The organism is Sphingosinicella sp., from assembly GCF_041916975.1.
Classification (GTDB): Bacteria; Pseudomonadota; Alphaproteobacteria; order Sphingomonadales; family Sphingomonadaceae; genus Sphingosinicella.
In genome coordinates this window covers 2,300,755-2,314,468 of record NZ_JAYRYK010000001.1, presented here as the reverse complement: position 1 = coordinate 2,314,468, position 13,714 = coordinate 2,300,755, and the positions used below count along the sequence as shown (strand labels likewise).

The 13,714-nt window shown below is 65.8% G+C and carries 10 protein-coding genes; all 10 read left to right on the top strand.

All coding sequences use genetic code 11. The annotated features are described in order from the left end of the window. The first annotated feature begins 101 nt into the window (after nt 1-101). The 10 genes from ACE3TJ_RS11040 to ACE3TJ_RS10995 are packed head-to-tail and all read left to right on the top strand — an operon-like array spanning nt 102 to nt 13,689. Nucleotides 102-719 (top strand): TetR/AcrR family transcriptional regulator, encoded by a 618-nt coding sequence (locus ACE3TJ_RS11040; RefSeq protein WP_374596110.1) that lies wholly within the window; start codon nt 102-104, stop codon nt 717-719. A 43-nt stretch (nt 720-762) separates the two neighbouring features. After that, nucleotides 763-2,778 (top strand): hydantoinase/oxoprolinase family protein, encoded by a 2,016-nt coding sequence (locus tag ACE3TJ_RS11035; RefSeq protein ID WP_374596109.1) that lies wholly within the window; start codon nt 763-765, stop codon nt 2,776-2,778. A gap of 3 nt (nt 2,779-2,781) precedes the next feature. Then, a complete protein-coding gene (locus tag ACE3TJ_RS11030) occupies nt 2,782-3,120 on the top strand; it encodes an acetone carboxylase subunit gamma (protein WP_374596108.1) in 339 nt (112 codons plus the stop codon). Then, complete coding sequence (locus tag ACE3TJ_RS11025) at nt 3,117-3,869, top strand: hypothetical protein (RefSeq protein WP_374596107.1); 753 nt, start codon at nt 3,117-3,119, stop codon at nt 3,867-3,869. Before ACE3TJ_RS11030 ends, ACE3TJ_RS11025 begins: the two co-directional genes overlap by 4 nt. A 14-nt stretch (nt 3,870-3,883) precedes the next feature. After that, the gene (locus ACE3TJ_RS11020; RefSeq protein ID WP_374596106.1) at nt 3,884-6,025 is read left to right on the top strand and encodes a hydantoinase/oxoprolinase family protein; all 2,142 of its coding nucleotides are present in this window, start codon (nt 3,884-3,886) and stop codon (nt 6,023-6,025) included. Between the two features lie 12 nt (nt 6,026-6,037). After that, complete coding sequence (locus tag ACE3TJ_RS11015) at nt 6,038-8,116, top strand: hydantoinase B/oxoprolinase family protein (RefSeq protein WP_374596105.1); 2,079 nt, start codon at nt 6,038-6,040, stop codon at nt 8,114-8,116. Between the two features lie 7 nt (nt 8,117-8,123). Continuing rightward, nucleotides 8,124-9,734, top strand: a complete 1,611-nt coding sequence (locus ACE3TJ_RS11010) for an AMP-binding protein (RefSeq protein WP_374596104.1) — start codon at nt 8,124-8,126, stop codon at nt 9,732-9,734. Next, a complete protein-coding gene (locus tag ACE3TJ_RS11005; protein ID WP_374596103.1) occupies nt 9,731-10,144 on the top strand; it encodes a Zn-ribbon domain-containing OB-fold protein in 414 nt (137 codons plus the stop codon). Before ACE3TJ_RS11010 ends, ACE3TJ_RS11005 begins: the two co-directional genes overlap by 4 nt. 7 nt (nt 10,145-10,151) lie before the next feature. Next, nucleotides 10,152-11,291, top strand: a complete 1,140-nt coding sequence (locus ACE3TJ_RS11000; protein ID WP_374596102.1) for a thiolase family protein — start codon at nt 10,152-10,154, stop codon at nt 11,289-11,291. Nucleotides 11,292-11,325: 34 nt separating this feature from the next. After that, the gene (locus ACE3TJ_RS10995) at nt 11,326-13,689 is read left to right on the top strand and encodes a TonB-dependent receptor (protein ID WP_374596101.1); all 2,364 of its coding nucleotides are present in this window, start codon (nt 11,326-11,328) and stop codon (nt 13,687-13,689) included. The last annotated feature ends 25 nt before the right edge of the window (nt 13,690-13,714 follow it).

Here is a 13,714-nt window from a genome sequence, read left to right as displayed (position 1 = left end):
ATCATCCAATTATAGAACGATCGTTCTAGACGGGTTGATTCGAAGCCGTGATAGAACAGACAAGATCCGCGACTCGGCGGACTGGAACCTTGGGAGAGTGTATGGCGCGCGTCGTCAGCCTGAAGAATTCGCCTGCCGCCCGTGAGGCGCGAGGCCGCGAGGAACTCGTGGAGGTCGCGGTGGAGCTGTTCGCCCGCAACGGCTTCGCGGGCACCTCGATCCGCGACATCGCCGATGCGGTGGGGCGCAGCGTTTCGAACGTCTACCACTATTTCGAGAACAAGGAGGCGCTCTGGCTCGCCATCCTCGAACGCTCGGTGAAGGCGCTTCCTGCTCGCCTGCGCGGCGCGATCGACGGCGTTTCGGAACCGCGCGCCCGGATCGCCGCGCTGGTGCGCGAACATCTCGACGTCTCGGAACAATACCGGCGGGAATCGCGCATCTTCTTCATCGACGAGGAGCGCCTGTCCGCGAGCGGCAACAAGGCCAACAAGCGCATCCAGCGCGAAATCCTCACCATCTACGTCGCTGAGCTCGAAGGCCTGCGCGCCGTGGGCCTCCTCGCCGACGGCGACGTCCGCATCACCGCATTCAACATGCTCGGCGTCATCAACTGGTACCTGCGCTGGTCAAAACCCTCCGCAGGCCAGGCGAAGCGCGAGCAGACCGTCGATCAGGTGCTCGCCTTCATCCTGCGCGGCACCGGTTCGGAACAATAGGCAAATCGCCGGACAGGCCGGCGCAAGGGAAAACGAAAACCTCATGGGCATCACCATCGACATCGACACCGGCGGCACCTTCACCGACGGCTTCATCGTGCGGGACGGCGACGTGCGCACCGTGAAAGTGCCGACGACGCCGCACGACCTGACCGCCTGCTTCCTCGACTGCATCAGCGCAGGCGCGGAGGCATTCGAACGCGGCATCGAAGATTTCCTCGGCGAGACGGATATCATCCGCTTCTCGAACACGATCGGCACGAACACGATCATCCAGCGCAACGGCTCCAAGATCGGGCTCATCGTCACGGCGGGCTCGGAAGCGCTGGCGCCGACGCATGACGAAGAGGGCAAGTCGCCGCTCGTCGCGCCGGACATGGTGATCGGGATCGCCGAGACCGTTGGCGCGGACGGCGCGGTGACGGCATCGCCGAACGCCGCCGCGATCCTCGATGCGGCGCAGACGCTGATCGATCGGGGCGCGCGCGGCATCGTCGTCGCACTTGCGAACTCCGATCTCAATCCCGCGAACGAGCGCCGCGTGCGCGCGGTGATCAAGGCCGAGTATCCGCGCGATTATCTCGGCTCGGTGCCCACCTTCCTCGCGTCGGACATTTCGGCGCGGCCGGGCACGCGCGAGCGCATCAACGCCGCCGTGCTCAACGCCTATATCCACGGCAAGCTCGCGCGCCTGCTCTACAAGGCGGGTGAGGAACTGCGCCTGCGCGGCTATCGCGGCACGCTCTTCATCGGCCACAACAACGGCGCGGTCGCCCGTGTTGCGAAGACACGCGCGATCAACACCTACAACAGCGGCCCCACCGGCGGTCTTTACGGCGCGCGCGCCATTGGCGCACTCTACGGCGCCGAAACGCTGATCGCCACCGACATGGGCGGCACCTCGTTCGACATCTCCTATGTGGAGGGCGGACAGGCGAGCTACGCGCTGCAGCCCGAGGTCGAAGGCTTCGCCTGCAACCTGCCGATGATGGCAATCGACGCGCTCGGCGCGGGCGGCGGATCGATCGCCGAGGTCGAAGACGGCGTGCTGAAGGTAGGGCCGCAATCGGCGGGCGCGCTCCCCGGCCCGGCCTGCTTCGGCCTCGGCGGCACGAAGGCAACGGTGACGGACGCGAACCTCGTGCTCGGCATCCTCGATCCCGCGCGCTTCCTCGGCGGCGGCATGACACTTGATCTTGAGAAGGCGCGCGCCGCGATCGACGCCGCCGTCGCGCAGCCGCTCGGTCTCAGCATCGAAGACGCCGCGCTCGCCGTCCGCCGCAATGTGGAAGCCGCGATGGGCAAGGCTGTCGGCGCGGTCGCCGAACGCCTCGGACGCCCAAGCGGTCTTCCCGTCATCGCCTATGGCGGCGCGGGCGCGATCCATGCCGCGGACATCGCGGTGAATGCAGGCGTCAGCCGCGTGATCATCACGCCCTTCTCCGCCGTCTCCTCGGCGTTCGGTTCATCGCTGATGGACGTGGGCCACATCTATTACCGCCGCGCGGACATTCTCGTGGAAAGCGCGAGCGACCTGCTCTCCGCCGGTGCGCTCGTTGCGGAGATGGCGACAGAAGCGGCACGCGACATGCGCGGTGAGGGCTTCGAACCGGCGGACGCCGAGGCGCGGCTGCAACTCTTCTGGACCGGTGCAGGCGGTGAGCCCGAAAAGCTCGTGGCCGCTAAAACCGTGGCGGTCTCCGACACCGATGCCGCCGCCGCAGCGCTCGTCGCCGCACGCGAAGCGCTCGGAACCGCAGGTCCGCTACGCCTTGCCAGCATCGCCTACAGCGCCTCTGCGCGCGTGCCGCATTTCGAATGGCGGCAGGGGCTGACGGCGGCGGCGGATCTCGCAGCCGCGCGCCTTGCCGACCGGCAGGTGTGGTTCGGCGGATCGGAGCGCATCGCAACCCCGGTTTACGACCGCGCGCGCATGGGTCCCGACCACGCGCTTTCCGGGCCCGCGATCGTGGAATCGAACCAGACGACGATCCTGGTGCCCGAAGGCTGGAGCCTCGGCATCGACGCTTACGACAACGCGCTTCTCGAACGGAATTAGGCGATGAGCAAAGTCCGCATCACCGAGTATCTCGATATCGATCTGCCCACGGAAACGTGGCGCTGCAACCGCTGCGGCCACGATCTCGGCTCCGCGCACGGGAATTACAAGGAAGGCTGCGTCGTTGCGCAGCGACCGCTTGAAGAGGTGCACCCGCCGCTCGTCGCGGAGGGCAATTACAGCTTCACGCCGGACAGCAAATACTGCGGCCTCGTGGAATTCTACTGCCCCGGCTGCGCGACGATGCTGGAGAACGAGTATCTGCCGCCGGGCCACCCGATCACGCACGAGATCGAACTCGACATCGCCGCGCTGAAGCGCCGCCACGGCGCCGCCGCATGACGAACCGGCTGGCCTCTGTTCTCGGCGGCGACGCGGGCGCGGCGGTGCTGCCGCGTCTTGCAACGGCAGCCGCGCCGGTGTGCGGCCAGCCGTGGAGCGCATTAGTCGCCGATGCAGGGCAGATCGTGCAGGCGGCGAAGCGCATCGCCGCGCTGTTCGACACGGATGCCATCGTCATCGAAATCGATGCGTCGGACAGCGCGAGCACGGTCGAAGCGGTTCGCCGCCTCGCCGCAGAGAATGGCCGCCCGATCGTTCCCATTCTGCCGGGCCCGGTGACGCTTGCTGCGACGAGCGACGCCGACGCCGCGAAGGAGGTTCTGACGGGTATCGTCGAGGCACGCCCGGCGCTGCTGCTGTTCGATGAAAGCGCCGTACCCGCATCGGAACTCGCCGGCATGGGCGCGCGCAAGCTGTTCAACACGCTGCGCAACGTCACCGCCTATTTCGACGTACCGCTCGGCATCATCATGGCGATCCCGGACGAAGACGCCGCCGATGCGGCAGTGCGACTGAAACCCGATGCGGTGATCGCCGCTGGAATTGCGGACGCCGAACTGCTGGACCGCATCGCCGCCGAAGGCCCCGCCATCGGGATCGCGCTTTCCGTGGACGACACGACAGCAGCAGCCGCGCTCGCGGCGACGCGGCCGCTCATCATCACGACGCTCGGCGGCGGACCCGATCCGCTGCCGGTGGAAACCATGCACGCATTCATGGGCGCCTTCAGCGGCGCCCGCCAACCTTGAGGGACGAGGCAGCGATGAGTTACACGGTAGGCATCGACGTCGGCGGTACGTTCACCGACTTCTATTGCGCCCACGAGGGCGGCGGCTTCCACACGGCGAAAACACCGACGACGCACTACGACCTTTCGGTCGGTTTCATGCGCGGCATGGGGCTGCTCGCGAAGGGGCTGAAACTGAAGCTGCCCGAATTCCTGAGCGGTCTTTCGAGCGTGCGCTATTCGACGACGGTGGGCACCAACGCGCTCATCGAGCGCACCGGCCCCAAGCTCGGCCTCATCACCACCGCTGGCTTCGAGGATACGATCTTCATCGGGCGCGGGCGCAGCTGGGCGGACGGGCTCGGCTGGCAGCAGGGCCGCGACCTCGCGCGCATCGAAAAGCCCGCGCCGCTCATCGATCCACAGATGGTCGTCGGCGTGCGCGAGCGCATCGATTACGCAGGCAAGATCATCGCACCGCTTTCGCGTGAGGAGGTTCTCGAAAAGCTGCAGTCGCTCGTCGATCGCGGCGCGCAAGGCTTCGTCGTCTCGCTGCTCTGGTCGTTCGTGAACCCGGAGCATGAGCAATTCATCAAGCAGGTGATCGAGGAGGAATATCCCGAGGATTATCTTGGCTCGATGCCGGTGATCCTGTCGTCGGAAATCTCGCCCAAGGCGGGTGAATACACGCGCACGATGACCGCAGTCGTCAACGCCTACATCCACGGCCTGATGGCCGACGAACTCAACAAGCTCGGCAACGAACTGCGCGACGGCGGCTATAAAAAGCCGCTGACGCTCGTCCACAACACCGGCGGCACCAAGAAAGCCTCGCGCACGCGCGCCGTGCTGACGCACAACGCCGGGCCGGTCGCGGGGCTGCACGGCGCGGCCGCGCTCGGCGGGCTGTCGGCGGACGGCAACATCGTGTTCACCGACATGGGCGGCACCTCGTTCGATATCGGCCTCATCGAGGGCGGCGCGATCAAGGCGCACGATTTCATCCCGGTGATCGACCGCTGGCGCACCAACATTCCGGCAATCGAAGTGAAATCGATCGGCGCGGGCGGTGGATCGATCGCGTGGATCAACCGCACGCTCGGTGACACGCTCGAGGTCGGTCCGCAATCGGCCGGGTCGATGCCGGGGCCGGCCTGCTACGACAAGGGCGGCAAGGAACCGACCGTGACCGACGCCGATCTCGTGCTCGGCCTCTACAATGCCGAGAATTATCTCGGCGGCGAGATGCTGCTCGACATCGATCTCGCGAAGAAAGCGATCGGCGAGAAGATCGCACAGCCGCTCGGCATTCCGGTGGAGGAAGCCGCATGGCGCATCCGCCGCATGATCGATGCGCGCATGGGCCAAGAGGTGTTCAACGAGGTTGCGCTGAAGGGTCACGACCCGCGCACCTTCGTTCTCTATGCCTGCGGCGGCGCGGGCGGCGCACACGCGGTGGGCTTCGCGCCGTTCATCGGCGTCAGCAAGATCGTCGTGCCGCTGCAATCGTCGGTGTTCGGCGCGTTCGGCGCCTCGACGATGGCGATCAAGGAAGTGTGGGAACGTTCGCGTTCGCTGAAGCTCTTCAACTGGTCGGAGCAGGCGTATCTTTCCGATCTCGCGCCGTTCAACGATCTGGTTTCGGAACTCGTCGATCTCGCGACGCGCGACCTGAAGCTCGAAGGCTTCAACGAGCGCGACATGGCGTTCCGGCTCGAACTCGATATGCGCTACGGCAGCCAATACAACATGACACGCGTCACCGCGCCGAAGCTGCGGCTCGATAACGCCGACGACGTGAAGGCGCTGTGCGATGCATTCACCGCGCGCTACGCCGAGGTCTATTCGCCAGAGGCGACCTTCCCGGCAGGCGGAATCAACGTGGAGAGCTTCTTCCTCACCGCGTCGGTCGCGCAGGATCCCTTCGCACTGCCCGCCGAAACACTCGCCGCGGCCGAACCCGATGCAAGCGCGAAGACCGAAACACGCCCCGTCTACTGGGACCCGGCGGACGGCTTCGTCGCTACGCCGATCTACGACGCGCGCCGCCTGAAACCCGGCAACCGGCTCGCCGGCCCCGCCGTCATCGAAAGCCCCGACACGACCTATGTCGTCGCGCCGGGTTGGTCCTTCCACATCGACGCCTGGCGGAACGGCGTCCTCGAACGCAGCGCCTGAGGGAGAGAGAACATGACCGGCATAGCCTACGCCCGCGACTACGAGGTGGTTCAGCGCCTGCGCCCCGAACCGATGACCGAGGCCGAAGCCGCCGCACAGGCGCACATCGATCCCGTCGAGTTCGACATCTTCAAGCACAAGATGCACATGATCGCGCTTGAGGGCAAAGAGACGACGATGAAGCTCGGCGCCTCCACCGCGATGCGCTGGGGCGACGTCGCCTTCGGCGTCTTCACACGGCAGGGCGATCTCAGCGTCTGCGCAACCGGCATCTATCACCACGCCGTGCTCGGCCAGCTGCCGCTGAAATACGCGGTGAAGCACTGGGTGGACGAACCATCGGTGGGCGTGCGCGACGGCGACAGCTTCTTCTACAACGACCCCTTCTACGGCGGCGTGCACAACGCCGACATGGGTCTCGCCGTGCCCGTGTTCTACAAGGGCGAGCTGATGTGCTTCATCGCGGCCGCCGTGCACACCGGCGAGGCGGGCGGCACCGAGCCCGGCGGCACCTGCAACACCGCGAAGACCAAGTACGACGAAGGGCTTCTCGTGCCGCCGATCAAGATCGGCGAGAATTACCAGCTGCGCGAGGATATCCTCAACATGCTGGCGGCGATGACGCGCGATCCGCGCACCATGATCCTCGACATCAAGGCGCGCCTCGCTGCCGCGCGCATCGCGCAGCGCCGCGTGCTCGAAGTGATCGAGGAGAAGGGACCCGAGTTCTTCATCGGCGGCCTGCGCCGGATCCTGACGCAGACGGGCGAAGCCGCGAAGCGCCGCGTCGCCGAGCTCAACGACGGCATCTACCGGCAGCCGCGCTTCCTCGACACGGTGGGCACCGAATCCGGGCTCACCAAGATCAATCTCACCATGATCAAGCAGGGCGACCGCATCATCATGGATTTCGAGAACACGTCGCCGCTCGTGGAAGGCCGCCCGATCAACAGCTTCTTTCAGGGCATCCTCGGCCTCTCCTGCGTCTATTACTGCGGCTGGCTGTTCCATGATCTGCCCGCCAACAATGGCCTCCTCGAAGCGATCGACTGGCGCTTCCCAGAGGATTGCATGGTGAACGCCAAGGGCGATGCCTCCACATCGCTCGCGCCGCTGGTACAGACCTGCTTCACGCAGGGCATCTTCCTGACCGGCGCGCGGATGACCTACAGCTACGATTCCTCGCGCGCAGTGGCGGCGTGGTTCTCGGGCTTCGCGATCCCGACGTTCGGCGGCATCAACCAGTTCGGCGAAGGCATCGCGGACATCACCCCCGAGATCAACGCCACGGGCTGCGGCGCGCGGCCAGACATGGACGGCGTGGAAGCGGCGGGCGCGTTCTTCGCGACGATGAGCGACTGCTCGGACGTCGAGGCGACCGAAAGCGACCGGCCGTTCCTCTACACGTTCCGCAATCTCTTCAACAACAGCTACGGCCACGGCAAGCAGCGCGGCGGTTGCGGTGTCGGCTTCGGGCTGATGGTGCACGATACGAACCGCTTCATGCTCGGTTCGATGGGCGGCGGCTCGCGCTTCCCGACGACGCTCGGCCTGTTCGGCGGCTACGCGGTGCCGCCGGTGTTCGTGCAGACCGTGCACGACAGCAACCTGAAGACGCTGATGGCGGACGGAAAGACACCGCTGCCGCACGACCTTTCCGGCGTGTTCGCGGCGAACAATCCCGAGATCGGCATGAAGCAGGCGATGGACGTCAGCATGGTCGTGCAGCCGTTCAACGACGGCGACACCTATTATGTCGGCGTCGGCGGCGGCGGCGGCTACGGCGATCCGCTGGAGCGCGATCCGGCGAGCGTGCTCGGCGATCTTCGCAATGGCCGCGTCTCGCACTGGGCGGCGGCGAACATCTACAAGATCGCTTACGACACCGGGACGATGCGCTTCGACGCCGAGGGCACCGATGCGCTGCGCAAGGCGGCACGTGCCGAGCGCCTCGCCCGCGCGAAGCCCTACGGCGACTTCGTGAAGGACTGGTCGAAGCTTTCGCCGCCCGAGGATGCGCTCCGCTACTACGGCAGCTGGCCCAACCCGCGCGACGGGATGCAGCCGATCGTGCAGCTTCGCGCCGCCTGAGATGCCGGTGGACATTCTCGCGAACGTTACCGAACGCACCGTTCACGGCCTGCTGAAACAGCGGGCCGCTGAACGCCCGAACGATCCGTTCCTTTATTTCGAAGGGCAGGACTTCACGTTCGGCGCACTGCACACGGCGGCGGCGCGCGTAGCGGGCGGCCTTGCCGCGCTCGGCATCGGGCGCGGCGACAAGGTCGCGATCATGATGGGGAACCGCCCGGAATTCCTCATCTGCTGGTTCGCGCTGTCGCAGCTCGGCGCCATCGAGGTGCCGATCAACACGGCGCATCGCGGCACGCTGCTGCACTACATGCTGGATCAGGCGGATTGCTCGCTGCTGATTCTCGAAGGCACGTTTCAGGATCGCCTTCAGGACATCGCTGCCGATCTGCCGAAACTGCGGACCGTGGCGCTTCTGGATGGTCCGGGGCTGGACGGCATCCAACAGCAGGTCGTTGACTTCCGTACGCTGGAAACCGCTGCACCGCTTGGCGATGCACCGCTCATCGGTCCCGCCGATCCCGTCGCCGTGATGTTCACGTCCGGCACCACCGGCCCGTCCAAGGGTGCGGTACTCCCGCAGAATTACGTGCTGATGCAAGCCGCGATCATCGCGGAGGGCTGCCGCTACACGCCCGAGGATTGCCTCTACAACGCGCTGCCGCTGTTCCACGGCAATGCGCAGTTCCTCTCGACGATTCCCGCCCTGCTTTCAGGCGCGCGCATGGTGCTGGCACGGCGCTTCTCGGCCTCCGCCTTCTGGGACGAGGTGCGCACGTACAATTGCACTGCGTTCAACTATATCGGGGGTATTCTCCCGATTCTCTGGAAGGCACCGCCTTCGCCTGAGGATGCGAACAACAGCCTTCGCCTGATGATGGGTGCGGGCGCGCCCAAAGATCTGTTCGAGGCATTCGAGCAGCGCTTCGGCGTCCGCCTCGTCGAAGGCTACGGCATGAGCGAGATCGGCATTCCGCTCAACAACAGCATCGATCACCGCCGCTCCGGATGCTGCGGCCAGCCGCTTCCGCAATATGAGGTGCGGCTCGTCGACGACGACGGCGCCGACGTGCCCGACGACACGCCCGGCGAATTGCTTATCCGGCCGAAGACGATGAACAGCATGATGCTGGAATATTATCGGATGCCGGAAAAAACCGTGGAGGCGTGGCGCGATCTCTGGTTCCACACCGGCGATTATCTGAGGCGCGACGTGGACGGCTATTACTACTTCGTCGACCGCAAGAAGGACGCGCTGCGTCGGCGCGGCGAGAACATCTCCAGCTATGAGGTGGAACGCGGCGTCTCCGCGCATCCCGGCGTTCTCGAATGTGCTGCAGTCGCGGTCGCGTCCGAACTCGGCGAGGACGAGGTGATGATCTGCCTCACGCTGCGCCCCGGCCAGGCCCTCGAACCGATCGCGCTGATGCAGCATTGCCTCCGGCAGATGGCGCGCTTCATGGTGCCGCGCTACGTCCGCATCCTCGATGCCCTGCCCAAGACGCCGACCGAACGCATACAGAAATATGCGCTCCGCGCCGAGGGCGTCACCCCCGACACCTACGACCGCGAGGTCGATCCCGCATGGCACGCGCTGCTGAAGGATGAAGCGGCATGAGCGGCGGCAATCTCCCGCCGTTCGCCGAAGGGATCTTCAAGGCAGATGGCACGCACGCCGAACTCGTCGGCAGCCGCTGTCCCGTATGCGGCGCGCAGCATTTCCCGGCGCGCGCGCATTGCCCAGACGACATGGCCGAAACCGAGACCGTGAGCCTCGGCGGCAGCGGCACGCTCTACAGCGCCACGGTGATCCGCACCAAGCCGCCGTTCGGCCTCCCCGCGCCCTACGCCGTCGGCTACGTCGATCTCGATGCACACCCGCTGCGCATCTTCATGCTGCTCGATCCCGAACACACGGAGGATTTCCATATCGGAATGCCGCTTGCGCTGAAGAGCGGCGCGCTCGGCGTCGGCCTCGGCGGCGAGCCCTGCATCCGTCCCTATTTCACGCCTGCACTGAAAGACTGATCCACCCATGGTCGCGATCCTCGGCGTCGGCACGACACGCTTTACGCAAAAAATAGAACGAACGATCGTTTCACTGGGTGTGGAAGCCGCGCGCCTCGCACTGTCCGATGCCGGCCTTGCGCCCACGCGCATCGAAGGCGCGTTCGTGGCGAATGCGCTCGGCGGGATGCTGTTCGGCGACACGACGATCGGCCAGACGCTGCTGCGCGACGTGGGCCTGCGCCGCCTGCCGATCGTGAATGTCGAAAACGCCTGTACATCGGGATCTAGCGCACTGTGGCTCGCGTGGAACGCGGTGAGCGCCGGGCAGATGGAAGCCGCGCTCGTGCTCGGCGTCGAGCGCATGTGCGTGCCCTCGCTCGGCCTCATCAATTCCGGGCGCACCGAGATCGACACGCTGCTCGGCCTGGTCACGCCCGCGAGCTTCGCGCTCCGCGCGCAGCGGCACATGCACGAATTCGGCACCACGCGTGGACAGATGGCCGCGGTCGTCGAGAAGAGCCGCCGCCACGGTGCGCTCAATCCGAATGCGCTTTTCCAGAGAACGGAAACGATTGCCGACGTGCTCGCCGGTCCGGCGGTCGCCGATCCGCTCACCCGCTCCGAATGCTGCCCGATCGCGGACGGCGCCTCGGCAATCGTCATCGGCTCCGGACGTCTCGCGCGCGAGTTGGGTGCGAAGGTGCGCATCGACAGCGCCGTTCTGGCGAGCGGCGGCTACGACAACCCGGCCGACCTCGCGCGTTGGGACACTGACACCAAGACCGCCGCCACCGCCTACACGCGCGCGGGAATCGGTCCTGAAGATCTCGATCTCGTCGAGTGCCACGACGCCTTCTCGATCGCAGAGATTTTGCATTGCGAGGCGCTCGGTCTCTGCGCGCCCGGCGAAGGCGGGCCGCTTGCGGCGAGCGGCGCGACGTCGCTCGGCGGCCGCATTCCCGTCAATGTTTCGGGCGGCCTCATCAGCCGCGGCCACCCGGTCGCGGCGACGGGCGTCGCCCAGATCGCCGAAATCGCCGCGCACCTGCGCGGCACCGCCGGCGCGCGCCAGGTGGAAGGCGCCAAGGTCGGCCTCGCCCAGTGCATGGGCGGCGACCTCGCCGGCGACACGAAATCCTGCACCGTGGCGGTTCTTTCGCGGTGAAGCAGGCAACATCAGAAAACGGGAGGATCACATCATGATAAGAACTGTTGCCGGTGCCATAAGGACCGGCATTTCGATTTCGGCATTGGCGGCAGGCTTCATTGCCCTGCCCGCCGCCGCACAGGATACCGATGAAACCGGCATCGCCGAGATCATCATCACCGCGCAGAAGCGCGAACAGAGCCTGCAGGATACGCCGCTCTCCGTCTCCGCCTTCGGCGAGGCGCAGATGAACGCGCGCGACGTCACCAACATCGGCAATGTCGCCGCCTATGTGCCCAACGTCGAAATCAATTCGGGCAAGGGCGACGGCGGCAGCACCAACGCGGCGATCTTCATCCGCGGCGTCGGCCAGAACGACTTCATCTTCCCGACCGATCCCGGCGTCGGCGTTTACGTCGACGGCGTCTATATCGCGCGCTCGATCGGCGCGATGATGGACCTTTCCGACATCGAGCGCATCGAGGTGCTGCGCGGCCCGCAGGGTACGCTCTACGGCAAGAACACGATCGGCGGCGCGATCAACATCATCTCCTCGCGCCCCGGCAACGAACTTGCCGGGCAGGTCCGCACCACGGTCGGCGCGCGCGACCGCATCGATGTGGAAGGCCGCATCTCGGTGCCGCTGATCCCCGATGTGCTCGCGATCAAGATCGCCGCCGCCAGCAAGAATCAGGACGGCTACGTGATCCGTCCGGACGGCACCGACCTTGGCGACATCAACGTCGACGCGGGCCGCTTCGCGGTCGCGTGGAATCCGTCCGAGGACTGGACGGTCGACCTGTCGTTCGATGCCTCGCGCATCCGTCAGAACGGATCGCCGCAGCGCCTTTCCGATACGTTCTCGTTCCCCGGCGGTCTCTATGATCTCTACAATGCCATCGCCGCGCCGCTCGTCGCCGCGCGCGACGGGCTGCCCGCGGGCTCGCTGTTCGACGACCGCTGGGTCTCCTCAGACCGCCGCGTCAGCAACGGCACGGGCCCGACGCGCGACAAGGCGGATGTGTGGGGCACGAACCTCACCATCGCGTGGGAGGCGAGCCCGGCGCTCGCGGTGAAGTCGATTACCGGCTACCGCGAGATGGATGCGGAAATCCAGGTCGACATGGACCAGTCCCCGTTCCCGATCATCCACACCGACGAGGTGCAGAGCGAGAACCAGTTCAGCCAGGAATTGCAGCTGAGCGGCGCAACCGAGGACAAAAGGCTCCACTGGCTGGTCGGCGGCTATTATTTCCGCGAACGCGCGCACGACGTGAACCAGACGCTTCTTGCCTCGGGCCTCTACGATGCGCTCGAACTGCTGCCCGATGCGCTGATCCCGCTCGTCGCGGGCGTGCCCTGCCCGCCCCCGGTCGCCGGGCTGCCGTGCGCGGGCGGCGCGGGCAATCCGTTCAACGCATTGCTCGATCTCGACGTGCGGCCGCAGACGGCGCTCACCACCAACAACTGGGCGGTCTTCGGTCAAGCGAGCTACGAGATCGTCTCCGCGCTGACGCTCACCGTCGGCGGGCGCTATAGCTGGGAGCGCAAGCGCTACTTCATCGATTCGATCTATCCGAATTCGGGCCGCATCGCGACGCCGCCGACGCACGATCAGCGCACGTGGAAGAACTTCGCCCCGAAGATCGGCATCGATTACCGCGCAAGCGACGACCTGCTGCTCTATGCGTCGTGGTCGAAGGGCTTCAAGAGCGGCGGCTGGAACCCACGTCCGCTGACGCCCGAGGAATTCAAGTCCTACGACCCCGAGAAACTGACCGCGTACGAAGCGGGTCTGAAGTCACGGCTGCTCGATGGCCTGATGACCTTCAACCTCGCCGGCTTCTACAGCCAGTACAAGGATCTGCAGCTCCAGACCAACAGCGTCTCGCCGACAACGGGCGGTCTGATCCTGACGGTCGACAACGCAGGCAGCGTCGACCTCTACGGGTTCGAGGCGGAAATCCTTGCCGCGCCGCTTCCCGGCCTCGATCTCAATGCCAGCATTGGCTACCTGCACAATGAGTATCAATCGCTCGCGGTGGGCACGGGCTATCCGATCACCAACACGTTGCCGAAGGCGCCCGAATGGACGCTCGCGTTTGGTGCGCAGTATCGTCTCGATCTACCGGGAACGATGGGCGGGCTCACGGTGCGCGGCGATCTCAGCCACCGCAGCAAGACATATCACGATCCGGCGAATTCGCTCTCGGTCGTGCAGCCATCCTATACGCTTGTCGATGCGCGCCTCGCGTGGACATCATCAAGCGAGGCATTCGAGGTCGCCGTTTTCGGCAAGAACCTGACCAAGGAAGACTATTTCACCGCCGCCGAATTCGTGCCGGCCTTCGGTGTGCAGAACATGGTGGTGGGACGTCCCCGCGAATGGGGGCTGCAACTCACCGCGCGTTTCTGACGATCCTTTTTGGATTGTCGGTATC